The organism is Rothia sp. HMSC069C04, from assembly GCF_001812895.1.
Classification (GTDB): Bacteria; Actinomycetota; Actinomycetes; order Actinomycetales; family Micrococcaceae; genus Rothia.
In genome coordinates, this window is sequence record NZ_KV810742.1 from 18,688 (window position 1) to 33,266 (window position 14,579).

The following is a 14,579-nucleotide window of genomic DNA, read 5'->3' on the forward strand; positions in this document are numbered from 1 at the left end:
GAGGCATGCTCCACTTGCAAACTGCCTACAACGATACCGCAGAATCCCCGACAGACGCAAGGAATTAGACGTAAAACACCATAAAAATTGCGGGGATTCCTGCAGAAAGCCCACAGAAGCATCCACTCTTAAGGACGCATTTACCGAAACAAACGAAATATGAGATTCTAGGACTATGAGCACTGAAAACACGAGTTTCCGCTTCACCGCGGAAGAAGAAACCCCCGTACACGGCCACACCGAACTCACCGAAGAGCAGGTCGAAGCCGTCAACGAACAGCTGCGTGACATCGCAGACGTACCCGCCATCGAAGTCATCAGCTCCGCAGCCATCCACATGATGAGCGCCGCAGCCGTCAAGTGCGGCCTGGCAGCAGAGGAAAACGCCGACGACCTCAAGGACCTCGACGAAGCACGCAAGCTTATCACCGCACTGGCAGGCCTCGTCACCGCCGCTGCACCCGAAATCGGCTCCCAGCACGCAGCACCCCTGCGCGACGGCCTGCGCACCCTGCAGCTCGCCTTCCGCGAAGCATCCCCCTTCCCGGACGAGCCCGGCAAGGGCCCCGGCGAAAAGCTCACCGGCCCGGTGTACTAAACCAACTGGTGTACTAAGCCAGGACGTGCGCTAAACCAGCAGGCCTACTAAGCCATATCTGGTGTATGCCATCACGAAGCCCCGCATCCCTCGTATTGAGGAAGACGGGGCTTCGTCATATATAAAACCTATGCGGATAAGAAATCTACGCGGGCTAAAGCAGAGCGGTAGCTTTAGCGGGAGCCAGCGACCTCAAGAGCCTGTTCAAAACTAAAGTTACCCACATACAGCGCCTTGCCAAGCACCACGCCCTCCAAACCATAAGGCACCATAGAACGCAGCTTCACAAGATCAGCCAGCGACGCCACACCACCGGACGCCACCACCCGACAGGCAGTCTGAGCCAGCACCTCATCCAGCAGCTCCGCACCCGGGCCCGCCAGAGAACCGTCCTTACTCACATCCGTGACGATATAGCGGCGCACACCCGCGCTCTCCAGCCACGCCAGCGCCTCCGCCAAATCAGGCCCCGACCAATCGGTACCGCGAGCCACCGTCACCCAGCCCCGCTCGGGGTTATAACGGGCATCGAGGCCAAGAGCCAGAAGATCAGAATCGGCATAATGAGCCAGAGTGCCTTCAAGCCAGGAAGAATCCGCCAGAGCCGCACTAGTCACGTTCACGCGGTCCGGATTCAGGCTCAGGGCGCGCTCCAGACTCTCAGCATTACGCACACCGCCACTGACCTGAACACGAACCGGAGCGGAGCCCGTTCGGGTGTTCTCGGCACGGACTGCGGCAACCACCTCAGCCAGAACCTCGGTATTCGTGCCGCGACCAAACGCCAGGTCAAGGTCAACCAGGTGAATCCAGCGGGCACCCGCCTTCACCCAGGTCAGAGCCGCCTCAACAGGGTCGAGGCGTTGCTCACCACCGGACAGGGTGCCGCCCACCGGGCGCACCGCGTAGCCTTCAGAAATATCAACGGCGGGCAGAAGTTCAAGAACGGGCACAGACATTAGTTACCTCCCGCAGCAGTAGCGGAGTCGCCAGGAGACAGGCGACCGGTCGCCGCCAGGGACGCAACCCAGCGGCGCATAAACTCCGCCCCCAGCTCGCCAGAACCTACCGGGCAGAACTGCACCGCCGTCAGTGGACCGTTCTCAACCGCCGCGATATAGGCGGGCTCGGTGACAGTCCAAGTCACCGCCGGAGGGGCAATATATTCAATGCTCTGATCAAAAGCCCACTCAAAAACGCCGTGCTCAGATTTGAAGTGAGCCTCACCCTCAAGATCCTTGAGCAACGTACTATCGGAGGAAGAACGCAGGGCAGAAGCACCGGGCGCCAGGTCTCGGGCAGAAAGCTCCACGCTCTCACCGGGCCACTCCCCCATGCACTGCACCTGAACCTGCCCCATCTGCGGATGCTCCACCGTCACCGAGTCGAAGAGGCAGCTCAACGCCGCACCGGCAACCAGCACCGGACGACCGCCAGCAACACGGCGACCAATCACGCGCTCAGCGTCCTTAGCTTTCAGGTCTTCGTACGCCTCGAGAGAGCTCACACCGCCGGTCACCACCATGCCGTCAGCCTCACGCAGCTGCTCGGGCACAGCGGTCACGATAACGTCCGCCCCCGCATCCTGAAGAAGCTTCACCAGAGGACCACGAGTTCCGGGTTCCCCCAAAACGGCAACCACAGGACGAGCGGGCTGAGTGGTCTGTACAGATTCAGTTTCGACGGGTGTGGTTGCAGCGGGTGTGGGTTCAGCGGGAACAGGCATCGGTGCGCTCCTATTTCATAGGCTCAAGAATTCGACTCAAGCGCTCAGCTTGAGAGATAGCGGGTTCGGAGTCAAGACATCAACCTCATGCAGAAGCCAACCACGTACGTGTCCATGCTTAGCGCTGAGTCTGAGGAATTTCCAGACGCTGACCGGCATCAACAGAGGTGCTGGTCAACGAGTTCAACTCCATAATACGAACCACAGTATCACGGGTGTCACCCTGCGGATCCACCGCCTGAGCAATATCCCACAGGGTCTCGCCATGCTTGACCACAACGACGGTTCGAGTCACCGAAGCGTTCTCCACAGAAGCAGAAGCCGCCGGGCCAAAGAAGCTAATAGCACCGAGCACAATCAGCGCCGCCAGGGTCAGCAGAGGCAGGCCCTTCAGGAAACCGCGCGGAGTGCCAAAACGACGAATCGAAGCGGGAACCGCACGCAGAAGCTCGCCTCCCTTAGCCAGAAGAGCACTCTTCACGCTAGGCGCCTGTGCGGCAGAAGCAGCCTGCGCCTCAGAAGCTACGGAGCGAACCGACGCGGGCGCTTGGGCAGAAACAGCAGGTGCAGAAACAGCGGGAACGTGGGTAGGCTGGGCCACCTGCGCGGGACGGGGCGCATGAGCCGCACGAGAAGAGCGAACAGACTGCGAAGACGCAGGCACACGAGAACGCCCCTGCACGGTGCTGGCGGACGCAGTGCGGGCGGGGTGAAGTACCACCAAACCTGCCGGAAGGTGTGCAGAAGTGTCACGAGAAGCAAGAGGTGTTGCAGTAGTCATTGTGGTTCCTTTCTCTTAGCTCGCCCCGGGGTTACCTCGCGGGTCTAGCAATGCCGAGCGATACCCGCTCGGAGGTCCTAGTTGAGTGATAACTATGGAGTGGTGATTGTTAGGCGATAACTATTGGGTAGCTATTCTCTAGTTAGGTCAGAGCGCCGGATGCACCGGGTTGCGCTGGGTCGCCCCAACACCCCATCCCCTGCGCTCTCTCTTCGCCGGATGCTCCCTAGAGCATCCGGGGTAGATCGTGCGAAGAGAGAGGCAGAGGATTCGAATACATTCGAACACTCCTTCACTCGCCCCTCCTGGAAGACTCCGGGTCGAATCTTCGAATATTTTTCGAACATTCACCCGTAAATCCTGAATTTCAGGAGAGATTCAAGAGTATATACGAACTCTTGTTCTAAAGTCTAGCAGAGATGTACTAAAAATTTCTTCGAGTTTCGAAGAAAAAATCTAGAATATTTGTTTGAGTTTTTCGGTGTAGTGTTCTACACTGGTGTCAAGAGACGTTCCACACGCTCCTGATGAGTCCTACTCACAGCAGGTTTCTGTACCCGTTACAGCTTGGTTCTGTATCTAAATGCAGGTGCTGCTGACTGAGTTTTATAGGGCGGAGGCGCATACTCGTTGCCCGCGTATCGCTCCGGCACGGATAGAATTCCTCCACCCCCTGACGAGATAAGACCAATTTCAGCAGAACCAAAAAATTTTCAGGACACCATCGGAAAACGTGTGAAGCACCCATCCGTGCCCCGACCGGACTGTGTCTCAAACAGACTGCAGAGACCGGAATACAGAAATCGGGGCACAGACCGAAGGAAAAGAAATGGCAACAGCACCCCGTCCGGCGCTGACCGCGCGCCAGCAGAAGATTCTTGACGCGATCCGCACCGAGATTGAACAAAAGGGTTACCCGCCGTCCATGCGCCAGATTGGTGACATGGTGGGTCTTGCGTCCCTGTCTTCGGTCACTCACCAGCTCGGCCGTCTCGAGACCATGGGCTACATTCGCCGCGACCCCAAGCTCCCCCGCGCCATTGAGGTGCTGGATGAGAACGGCGTCGGCATCCACGGTAGCGCTTCCTCTTCCCTGCCCGAGCTGCCGAACTTCGAAGTCGGCGATGAGGACCTCGTACCCGTTCCCCTGGTTGGACGAATTGCAGCGGGCGGCCCCATTACCGCCGAGCAGTCCGTGGAGGATGTGCTTGCCCTGCCCCGCCAGCTGGTCGGTAACGGCAAGCTTTTCATGCTCAAGGTCAAGGGCGATTCCATGATTGACGCCGCAATCTGCGACGGCGACTGGGTGGTTGTCCGCGAGCAGCACACCGCAGACAACGGCGATATCGTTGCTGCTCTGCTCGACGATGAAGCAACCGTAAAGGTGTTCCGTCAGGTTGACGGCCACACCTGGCTCATGCCGCGCAACTCCAACTACGAGCCGATTATGGGTGACCGCGCAACCGTCATGGGTAAGGTCGTCTCCGTGCTGCGTAGTCTCTAGAAAACCACAGCCTCTAGAAGATGCAGTCTCTGAAAGACGCGGGCTCTAAACAGCCACAGCATCTCAAAGAAGCTGTTTTAAACAACACAGCCTCTAAAAGACATAGCTACGAGGCTTTTAGCTCTCTATAGAAATCACCCCGGTGATACGTAAACGTTCACGTATCACCGGGGTGATTTCTATATGTCTAAATTTATATGCCCAAAACGGGGCGGCGGCGCGGCAAGGAATGGATCTCGCCCGAGCTAACGCTCAATACTCGCCGAAAGACGAGCCAGCGCGCCGGTCACCGCGGCCTTATTTTGCGTTGACCACATCGGCGGCATCGCCTTCATCAAGAAACCGCCGTAGCGTTTAGTCGCCACGCGAGAATCCAGCACAGCCACCACGCCGCGGTCAGACACCGAACGGATCAGACGGCCCGCACCCTGCGCCATACGAATCGCCGCATGGTGAGCCGAAACCGCCATAAAGCCGTTACCGTGGTGACGGTTCACCGCCTCCGTACGAGCCTGCGCAATCGGGTCGTCCGGGCGGGGGAACGGAATGCGGTCCATCACCACCAGGCGGCACGAGTCACCGGGAACGTCCACGCCCTGCCATAGGCTCATCGTTCCAAACAGGCATGAGTCAACGTCCTCGCTGAACTCCTCCACCAGAGCCTTGAGCGAAGACTCACCCTGCAGAAGAATGTTCAGGTCGCTATGCTCACGCATGTACTCGGCGGCACGCTCAGCGGCACGCTTTGAGGAGAACAGACCCAGGGCGCCGCCCTCCGATGCCTCGCACAGCTCACGCAGACGCTCCAGCTGACCCTCGTGCACACCAAATCCCGGAGGCTTCAAATCTCCGGCAACGTACATGATGCCCTGCTTGCGGTAGTCGAAAGGTGAACCCACATCGATACTCGTCCAGCGCGGCGCACCCTCCCCTTGCAGTCCCAGGGCAGCGGTTGCAACATCAAAAGAGTCACCCACCGTCAGGGTCGCACTCGTCAAAATCACGGTGCGGTCAGCGAACAGGCCGTCACGCAACTGCAGGCCAACGCTCAACGGAGCGATATTCAGGGTCGCCGGGTCGGTATCGGAAGCAGCCACGTAGCGGCCGTTCTCCCAACCGCCCTGACGAGAAATCCACAGAACGTCCTGCTCGCCCGAAGCCTCCAGAATGCGGCTGCTCATATCGTGCACCTCAGAGACACGCGAGCGCGCCATCTGCAGGCCGGCGTCAACGTCCTGACCGTCCGGTTTGGTATCGGACAGGGCGGTGCGGGCGGCATCATTTACCGCAGAAATAGCGGTCAAAAGGCGACCGTCCAGGCCCTTCAGAAGGCCCTCGGCAAGACCCTCGAAAGCGGTCTCCAGGGTGCCGGCTGCCATTTCCAGTGCGCCGGAATCAGCCTTCGAATGCTTCTTCACGCTACGCGCCGCACGGTGAACCATCGCAACCGTCAAAGAACCAGACACGGCACCTGTCACGCGGTCCACCAGCTCATGAGCCTCATCAATAATGACCGTCTCATGTTCGGGCAGAACCTTCATGCCCTCGAAAGCGTTAATCGCCAGCAGGGCGTGGTTCGTGATGACGATATCAGCCTCAGCGGCACGGCTACGCGCCATCTCGCTAAAGCACTCTTCCACCAGCGGGCAGCGGCGGCCCAGACACTCGGCGGCGCTGACCGATACCTGAGCCCAGGCGCGGTCAGAGACGCCGGGCTTCAGCTCGTCACGGTCGCCGGTCTCCGTGCGGTCGGCCCACTCGCGCAGGCGCACTACTTCCTCACCCACGCGCGAGGTCGAAGAAGGCATGTCGAAGAGAGCATCCGGCTCGTCTTCCGGGTAGCCGCCCTCCAGCTTGTGCAGGCAGAGGTAGTTATTGCGGCCCTTGAGCAGAGCCACCTGCGCCTGCGACTCCGGGCGCGGCTCCAGCGCTTGTAGAAGACGCGGAATATCGCGGTTCACGATCTGCGCCTGCAGGGCAAGAGTCGCCGTCGCAACCACAATCGGCTGGTCCGACTCCCCCACCCGCGCCAGGGCAGGAACCAGGTAGCCCAGGGACTTACCGGTACCGGTACCCGCCTGGACCAGCAGGTGACGCTGCAGTTCAAGAGCCTGCGCCACATGCGCCACCATGGTGCGCTGACCGGCACGATTCTGACCGCCAGTGGCGGCAACCACCTCATCCAGCAGGGTCAGGGCATCCTTCGCACCGGGCAGGGTCTCAAGCTCCTGTCCGGTGAATCGGGTGCCGTCGGTCCCCGGTCCGGGCCCAGTTCCCGGGGTGTTTTTGGGCGCGTTGATGCTCTCGGTCACGCTCATCCGCCCTTAGAGAGCCTCAGAGTTAGAGGGCTGCTCGGAGTCAGATGCGGTCGCCTCAGTGAGGGCGTGTGCCTCCGCAAGTTCCTCTTCCAGGACCTCCAGCAGGTCGCCCTCCAGCACATACTCGGACAGTTCGGAGGCGACATCCTCACGGACCAGAGCCACCACGAAGGTGCCGTCCGATACGAAATCGGTGCTCTTAATTTCGGCGTCCCACTCGTGCAGGCGCGAAATAATCTCACCGTGCGAGTACGGAATCAGCAGCTTCACCTCAATGGAGGGGCGCGGAATGGTGTCCGCAATCTTCTGCTTCAGCTCCTCAATACCCTCACCGGTACGCGCCGAAACAATCACGTGCTCCGGCTCGCGCTGGCGCATACGCTCCAGTACGAACGGGTCGGCGGCATCCGCCTTATTCAGCACAATGATCTCGGGGATATGGCGGGCGTCAACCTCCGCGATGACCTCGCGGACAGCACGAATCTGCCCCTCCGGGTCCGGGTGCGAAGCATCCACCACGTGCAGGATGACGTCAGCGTCAGCGACCTCTTCCAGGGTGGAGCGGAACGCCTCCACCAGCTGGGTCGGCAGCGAACGCACGAAACCCACCGTGTCAGAGAGGGTGTAGCCGATACCGTCCGGGGTCTGCGCCTTACGGACGGTCGGGTCCAGGGTCGCAAACAGGGCGTTCTCCACGAGCACGCCGGCGTCGGTCAGACGGTTCAGCAGGGAGGACTTACCCGCGTTCGTGTACCCGGCGATAGCCACCGAAGGCACGCGGTTACGGCGACGGTTCAGACGCTTCGTCTCACGCGCCGGCGCCATCGCAGCAATCTCACGCTTAAGCTTCGCCATGCGAGCGCGCAGGCGGCGGCGGTCCATCTCAATCTTGGTTTCACCGGGACCACGCGAACCGATACCCTCACCGGCTGCGGCACGGCCACCCGCCTGACGGGACAGGGACGCACCCCAACCACGCAGACGCGGCAGCATGTACTCCAGCTGAGCCAGCTCAACCTGCGCCTTACCCTCGCGGGACTTAGCGTGCTGAGCGAAAATATCGAGAATCAGGGCGGTGCGGTCAATAACCTTGACCTTCACAATGTCTTCGAGGGCGCGACGCTGAGAGGGAGCCAGTTCAGAGTCGACAATGACGGTGTCGGCGCCGGTCGCCTCCACAATGTCCTTGAGTTCCAGTGCCTTACCGGAGCCGAGGAAGGTGCCGGGGTCCGGCTTGAGGCGGCGCTGAACCAGGCCGTCCAGAACCTCGGAACCTGCGGTTTCAGCCAGTGCCGCGAGCTCACGCAGGGAGTTCTCTGCGTCCTCTACGGTGCCTTCAGTCCACAGACCAGCCAGCACCACGCGCTCCAAGCGCAGCTGGCGGTACTCGACCTCGGTGACGTCTTCAAGTTCGGTTGAGAGGTTCGCGGTACGGCGCAGGGCGCGGCGCTCAGCGAGATCTTCCTGATCACCGTCATATTCGGAGTGCTCGCGCTGAACGTCAGAAATTTCGCGCGCGCGAGTATCCAGCACGCGGCGGCTATTGTTACCGTGGGTGCTGGAGGAGTTATCACTGTGATGCGCAGTACCGGCGGCGTCATAAGTAGTGACGGAGGCGGCGGCCTGGGATCGGCCCAGAACGCGGTCTACGGTGCGGCGCAGCTGCTCATCGCTGGGCAGCTTTTCGGTATCAGATACGGGGGTGTTCTTAGAATTCATACGATTCTAATTCTACCGCCGTTGCCCGCATCGGGTAGGGGGTTCGGTCGCCTGTGCGCTCAGGGCGTGCAAGCTATTGCCCCACCCGCGCATACTCTGCCCGTGTGCGGCGGGTTCTTGCCCTACCGGTACACTGGATAGCATGAGCGAGCAGCATTATTTCTCTGAAACCCCCGAGACCGAGTTCAAGCCCCGCCCCGTGCAGGTGGAGCTTGCCGGTCGCAAGGTCACTGTCACTACAGCCAACGGCATTTTCAGCCCCTCCGGCATTGATAAGGGCACCGCTATTTTGCTGCAGGAAGCACCCGACCCGCAGGGCGAACGCATGCTCGACATCGGCTGCGGTTGGGGCCCCATCACCCTGACTTTGGCGATGCTCGCACCGCAGGCGCAGGTGCACGCGGTGGACGTGAACTCCCGCTCCATTAGCCTGACCGAACGCAACGCCGCCGCTCTCGGCCTGTCCAACGTCACCGTGGGAACCCCCGAATCGGTTGACCCCGAACTGCGTTTTGACACCATCTGGTCGAACCCGCCGATTCGCGTGGGCAAGGAGGTTCTGCACGAGATCCTGCTGACCTGGCTGCCGCGTCTGGCGCCCGGCGGTGACGCCTACCTGGTGGTTCAGAAGAACCTGGGCTCCGATTCACTACAGAAGTGGATGGACGCGCAGCTTGAGGAGCTGCACCCCGGCGAGTTTGAGGTGTCGCGCTATACGACTTCGAAGGGCTTCCGTATTCTGCAGGTGCACCGCTACGAGGACTAAAGCCCCTGGCGCTGATTCCTCTGGCGCTCATTGCTAAAAACGTAAAAGCGGCGGGTGTTTTCTGAATGTGTTATCAGAAAACACCAGCCGCTTTTCTCTATAAAATCTCTGTTCTAAAACAGCACGTTATCGCAGCACGACGGTTGCAACCATCTGCGCCGGACCAGCCAGAACAACATGCTCCAGGTCATCCGGGCCCAGCACGAAAGTCACCGCGAGGGTACCGCCGGGCACATGCACCAGCCACTCATCCGGTGCTTCCTCGCCGCCCCAGAAACGGGTCGCAGCAGCAGCCGCACACGCGCCGGTACCGCAGGACAGAGTCTCGCCCACGCCACGTTCGTGCACGCGCATACGGATAGCGCCCACATGCGCGCCGCTCTCAACGTCCAGGTCGACCGGCACCACAAACTCAACGTTCGTACCGTTGACCGGGGCGGGGCTCACCTGAGGCAGGCTGTGCAGGTCCAGGCCGTCCAGCTTACCGTCAGAGCCGAGCATCACCACGGTGTGCGGGTTACCCATCGAAATGGACAGGCCAGCACGCGGAGTCTTCAGGCCGCGAGCAGACACCAGGCAGTCCTCGCCACCCTCGCGGGCAGCCTCACCGTGAATGAAGCTCCACGGACCCATATCAATCGCGTAGCCCTCTTCGGTACGCGCCACAGTCTTCACGCCGGCACGGGTACCAATCTTGACGGTCTCGCCCACCTCAAGCTCAATCAGGCCCTCAGTGCGCAGGTACTCCACGAACGCGCGCACACCGTTGCCGCACATTTCAGCGATAGAGCCGTCACCGTTGCGGTAGTCCATGAACCAGACAGCGTCCGGGTGCTCCTCGAGCAGCTTCTGGCCCGCGCGGGAGGCGGTGCTGCGGGTAGCACGAATGAAGCCGTCCGCACCAATGCCGAAGTGTCGGTCGCAGGCGCGGGCTACCAGCTCGGGGGTGAGAGCAATTTCTGCGTTCTCGTCCGTCAGAAAGATGAAGTCGTTACCGGTGCCGTGACCCTTGGTGAGGGTCAGGCCTGCCAGCTCGCCCCAGGTGGAAGGGTTCTCGCTCATATGCTGTCCTTAAGGTTGGTGACCTGTCCGTTTATGATTTTACCGCGCCGACCGACTCGACGAGGTATCGGTTCGGCGACGGCTCGTTATTGTGGCTTATCGGGTGCTTTCGCAGATGATGGCTTCCGCCTCATCGGCAAGGGTGGGTGAGAGCGCATCCAGCCAGTGCACACGCGGGTCCGCACGGAACCAGGTCAGCTGGCGGCGCGCAAACTGGCGGGTCGCAATGGTCGTATCCTCAATCGCCTGCTCCACGCTATAGTCTTCATCTTCAAGTACGCGAGCAAACTGCGCGTAACCAATCGCGCGGGAGGCGGTCTTACCCTCCTGCAAACCCTGCTCGTTCAGGGTGCGCACCTCGTCCAGCAGGCCGCGCTCGTGCATCAGCTCCACGCGGCGGTGCAGACGCTCGTGCAGCAGGGCACGATCCATATCCAGACCAATCTGAATACTCTCGGTCACGTACTCGCGCACCGGCATGAACGCCGAGAACGGGCGACCCGTCACCTCGAACACCTCCAGGGCGCGAATGATGCGGCGCTCATCCTTCACACGCGCAGCCGACTCCGGGTCGACCTCCGCCAGGCGGGCATGCAAAACACCAATACCCTCGGTACGTGCCTGCTCCTCCAGGCGCTCGCGCACCCGCGCATCCGTGCCGGGGAACTCCAACTTATCCAGGGCGGCACGCACATACAGGCCGGAACCACCCACCAGAATCGGGTAGCGGCCACGGCCACGAATCTGCTCAATCAGCTCACGGCTACGCTCCTGAAACTCCGCCACGGACGCCTCATCCCGCACATCCATAATGTCCAGCAGGTGGTGCGGAACGCCGCGCATCTCCTCCGCAGTAACCTTCGCGGTACCAATATCCATGCCATGGTAGAACTGCATAGAATCAGCGTTAATGCACTCACCGTTCAGGCGCAGAGCCAGCTCAATGGCGAGCGCGCTCTTACCGGTGCCGGTCGGGCCCACAATAGCGATAACGGGCAGAGTTTCGGAGATAGTCATGCGCCCCATTCTACCGGTTCCCTCACCCCCACTCGCGGTGAGGATGAGGGCCCGAAGAACAGGGCGCATGATTCGAATCTAGGTTTTAGGGGCGCAGACCGATGGTCGGCATGCCCAGACCCACCGGCGCACCGGGCACCTGGGTGGTGCCGGTACCGCAGGAATCAGCCTGGGAGCGGTCCCACGCGTCGCCGGCGCGGGTGCGGCGCAGGTGGTACTGCTCGGCGGTCGGGTCAGAAATCAGGTGGAAGGAACCAGCCTCGGTAATCGGCACGGTGACCATGTCGCCGGGGCGGGGAGTCTCGCAGCCCTCGGGCACGGAGAAGTGCACGAGGCGCTGGTCCGGGCCGCGGCCCGAGAGGCGGTGAGTCTGGTCAGCCTTACGACCGGCCTCCGCAACGACCATCAGCTCAACGGTCTTGCCGAGCTGCTTGCGGTTCTCTTCACCGGCGATGCGGTCCTGCAGGGCAATCAGACGCTCGTAGCGTTCCTGCACGACCTCCTTCGGGATCTGGTTCTCCATGGTCGCCGCCGGGGTGCCGGGGCGGATCGAATACTGGAAGGTGAACGCGGAGGAGAAACGAGCCTGCTCCACAACCTTCAGGGTGTCCTGGAAGTCCTCTTCAGTCTCGCCGGGGAAGCCCACAATGATGTCGGTGGTAATCACGGCGTTCGGGATGCGCTCGCGCACCTTGTCCAGAATGTTCAGGAACTTCTTGGAACGGTAGGAGCGGCGCATATCCTTGAGCACCTTATCGGAGCCGGACTGCAGCGGCATGTGCAGTACGGGCATGACGTTCGGGGTCTCCGCCATCGCGTCAATCACGTCATCGGTGAACATTGCCGGGTGCGGGGAGGTGAAGCGTACACGCTCCAGGCCCTCAATCTCGCCGCAGGCACGCAGCAGCTTGGAGAATGCCTGGCGGTCGCCGAACTCCACACCGTAGGAGTTCACGTTCTGGCCCAGCAGGGTCACCTCGATAGCGCCGTCATCGACCAGCGCCTGAACCTCAGCGAGAATGTCGCCGGGGCGGCGGTCTTTCTCCTTACCGCGCAGAGACGGCACAATGCAGAAGGTGCAGGTGTTGTTACAGCCCACGGAGATAGACACCCAGCCGGAGTACACGTGGTCGCGCTTAGTCGGCAGGGTGGAGGGGAAAACTTCGAGGGATTCGAGCAGTTCTGCCTGCGCCTCGTGGTTGTGGCGGGCACGCTCCAGCAGGGTGGGGAGGGCACCAATGTTGTGGGTACCGAACACGACGTCAACCCAGGGCGCCTTCTCAATGATGGCGTCCTGGTCCTTCTGCGCCAGGCAGCCGCCCACGGCGATCTGCATACCCTTGTGGGCGCGCTTGACCGGTGCCAGCTGGCCGAGGTTGCCGTACAGGCGGTTGGAAGCGTTTTCGCGGACCGCGCAGGTGTTGAAAACCACCAGGTCGGGCTGGGTGCCTTCCTCAGCGCGAACGTAGCCGCTAGCCTCCAGCAGGCCGGACATTCGTTCGGAGTCGTGCACGTTCATCTGGCAGCCGAAAGTGCGCACTTCGTAGGTGCGGGGGCTGGTTTCGGGGGTCTGGGCGGAATCGCTGAGGGTCGAAGTCATGCCCTATAGGGTATCCGATGGGGGATAATGGCTCTATGCAGGTTTCCCTTAGTAGCAACTTTCCGGCTCTGTCACCGAACGATTCTTCCGCCCCCACCCCTGACGGGGAGCGTCTGAACACCCTCATTGAGGAGGCGATTGCCGCCTACTCCCCCGTGCCGCCTCAGGCGAGCGCTGATTCTGCCTCGATGCGTCAGACCCTGATGCAGCTGCTCAGCTGGGCGCATTCTTTGGAACAGGTGGCTGGTCGCGCGGTTGAGCGCGTGCAGATTCTGGGCACCGGCATGCGTTCCGTTGTGGTGCGTGTGGCGTATGAGCCTGCCGCCGAGTCTGCCCAGTCTTTCGAATCTGCACAGTCTTTGCCGACCTCGATTATTGTGAAGCGTTACCGCCGTAAGGATTCGACGGTGAACGCCGGCGGTTTCGGGTACCTGCGTGAGCGCTACGGTTTGGAGGCGCTGAACCGGCAGGTTCCGGATTTGTTCCCGCAGCTCTACGGCGCGGATCCTGAGCTGCGCGTGCTGGCGCTGGAAGATGTGAGCGCCGGAACCGTTGAGGGCGAGCAGTATTCGGTCGCCCACGCCCTACTGGAGGGCACCGAACAGCAGGCGCTGGACGCGCTGAACTACTACATTGAGGCGTATCGTTCCCTTGCCGCCAGCGGCATTATGGGCGAGGCGGTGGAGGATTACCGCCTGAACCTGGCGCGTGCTGACCGCAAGGCACAGTTCCCGGGCGCTATTGCCTCGCCGGGGTTGGCCGAGCGCGGTTTGAAGAAGCTGTACGGTGTGACTGATGAGGCGCGCGCCCCCGAGCACGATGCTGACAGCCCAGCTTCCAGCTCTGCCGCGCATGGGGACGCGCCCGTTCTTCCCGCCGCCGTTGAGGAGCTGTCCTTCCGTTTCCGCCGCGTTCTGCAGCCTTTCTTTACCAAGCGCCCGCCGGTACCCGAGCAGTTCAAGCTCAACCGCGGCAGGGTATATATGCTCTCTTCGGGTGATTTTTCGCCGCAGAACGTGCTGATCGGTTCGGCAGACGGCGCGCAGGTACGCATGGTCGATGCGGAGGGCACCTGCCTGCACCACCGCGGCTTCCCCTTCGTTGAGGCGATGTTGGGCTTCCCCTCCTCGCCGGAGTACCCGCGCTACCGGGTGGACCGTAAGAAGGCGCTGCCGGCGCTGTACTCTGCACTGTTCGAGGACGCCCCGCTGGATGAGCACCTGGCGGAGGATTTGGCGGTGTGCACGGCGGTGACCGTGTGCGCCCTGTTGGAGCTGTACTCTTCTTCGGCGCGTGCCGGCTTGTTGCCTCGTATTCGCCGTGAGGGTGCGCAACTGATGCGCCTGCTGCTGGAAATCGCTGGTTCTCAGGATGCAACCCTCGCCGAGTTCGCGGACCGTCTGGGAGCGGTCGAGTAACCAGCGGATATGGCCTTCGACAAGGTATTTTATAAATCTCAAAAACGTAAGGGTGAGCCCGCCACAGAGT

The 14,579-nt window shown here is 61.3% G+C and carries 12 protein-coding genes; 4 read left to right on the forward strand and 8 right to left on the reverse strand.

Annotated features, from left to right (window positions below; translation table 11 throughout):
- The first annotated feature begins 175 nt into the window (after positions 1-175).
- On the forward strand, positions 176-598 hold the full coding sequence (locus tag HMPREF2879_RS05240; protein ID WP_049345337.1) for a DUF1844 domain-containing protein: 423 nt from the start codon (positions 176-178) through the stop codon (positions 596-598).
- Between the two features lie 173 nt (positions 599-771).
- On the opposite strand, the gene HMPREF2879_RS05245 is transcribed toward HMPREF2879_RS05240, so the two are convergent.
- The 3 genes from HMPREF2879_RS05245 to HMPREF2879_RS09195 form a co-directional block, all read right to left on the reverse strand.
- Entirely contained in the window at positions 772-1,557 is a 786-nt protein-coding gene (locus HMPREF2879_RS05245) for a HisA/HisF-related TIM barrel protein (RefSeq protein WP_049359333.1), read from the reverse strand.
- A complete protein-coding gene (locus HMPREF2879_RS05250) occupies positions 1,557-2,324 on the reverse strand; it encodes a type 1 glutamine amidotransferase family protein (protein WP_080976704.1) in 768 nt (255 codons plus the stop codon). Before HMPREF2879_RS05250 ends, HMPREF2879_RS05245 begins: the two co-directional genes overlap by 1 nt.
- A 118-nt stretch (positions 2,325-2,442) precedes the next feature.
- Positions 2,443-3,105 (reverse strand): LysM peptidoglycan-binding domain-containing protein, encoded by a 663-nt coding sequence (locus HMPREF2879_RS09195; RefSeq protein ID WP_083309634.1) that lies wholly within the window; start codon positions 3,103-3,105, stop codon positions 2,443-2,445.
- A gap of 829 nt (positions 3,106-3,934) precedes the next feature.
- Between HMPREF2879_RS09195 and lexA the strand changes: the two genes are divergently transcribed.
- On the forward strand, positions 3,935-4,609 hold the full coding sequence (gene lexA / locus HMPREF2879_RS05260) for a transcriptional repressor LexA (RefSeq protein WP_005507121.1): 675 nt from the start codon (positions 3,935-3,937) through the stop codon (positions 4,607-4,609).
- Between the two features lie 245 nt (positions 4,610-4,854).
- On the opposite strand, the gene HMPREF2879_RS05265 is transcribed toward lexA, so the two are convergent.
- Both HMPREF2879_RS05265 and hflX read right to left on the reverse strand, forming a co-directional pair.
- On the reverse strand, positions 4,855-6,927 hold the full coding sequence (locus HMPREF2879_RS05265; RefSeq protein WP_070634970.1) for an ATP-dependent DNA helicase: 2,073 nt from the start codon (positions 6,925-6,927) through the stop codon (positions 4,855-4,857).
- Positions 6,928-6,933: 6 nt separating this feature from the next.
- On the reverse strand, positions 6,934-8,646 hold the full coding sequence (gene hflX, locus HMPREF2879_RS05270; RefSeq protein ID WP_070594143.1) for a GTPase HflX: 1,713 nt from the start codon (positions 8,644-8,646) through the stop codon (positions 6,934-6,936).
- 142 nt (positions 8,647-8,788) lie between these two features.
- Here hflX and HMPREF2879_RS05275 point away from each other — a divergent pair, with 142 nt between their 5' ends.
- The gene (locus tag HMPREF2879_RS05275; protein ID WP_049352687.1) at positions 8,789-9,412 is read left to right on the forward strand and encodes a class I SAM-dependent methyltransferase; all 624 of its coding nucleotides are present in this window, start codon (positions 8,789-8,791) and stop codon (positions 9,410-9,412) included.
- Positions 9,413-9,538: 126 nt separating this feature from the next.
- Here the strand turns inward: HMPREF2879_RS05275 and dapF are convergent, their stop codons facing one another.
- The 3 genes from dapF to miaB all read right to left on the reverse strand — a co-directional run bounded on the left by dapF (position 9,539) and on the right by miaB (position 13,091).
- A complete protein-coding gene (gene dapF / locus HMPREF2879_RS05280; protein ID WP_070507696.1) occupies positions 9,539-10,474 on the reverse strand; it encodes a diaminopimelate epimerase in 936 nt (311 codons plus the stop codon).
- Positions 10,475-10,570: 96 nt separating this feature from the next.
- Positions 10,571-11,491, reverse strand: a complete 921-nt coding sequence (gene miaA, locus HMPREF2879_RS05285; protein ID WP_070634971.1) for a tRNA (adenosine(37)-N6)-dimethylallyltransferase MiaA — start codon at positions 11,489-11,491, stop codon at positions 10,571-10,573.
- Positions 11,492-11,576: 85 nt separating this feature from the next.
- Positions 11,577-13,091, reverse strand: coding sequence for a tRNA (N6-isopentenyl adenosine(37)-C2)-methylthiotransferase MiaB (gene miaB, locus HMPREF2879_RS05290; RefSeq protein WP_070634972.1), 1,515 nt, complete (start codon positions 13,089-13,091; stop codon positions 11,577-11,579).
- Positions 13,092-13,126: 35 nt separating this feature from the next.
- Here miaB and HMPREF2879_RS05295 point away from each other — a divergent pair, with 35 nt between their 5' ends.
- Positions 13,127-14,509: a hemin ABC transporter substrate-binding protein gene (locus tag HMPREF2879_RS05295; RefSeq protein WP_070635053.1), complete on the forward strand. Its 1,383-nt coding sequence runs from the start codon at positions 13,127-13,129 to the stop codon at positions 14,507-14,509.
- The last annotated feature ends 70 nt before the right edge of the window (positions 14,510-14,579 follow it).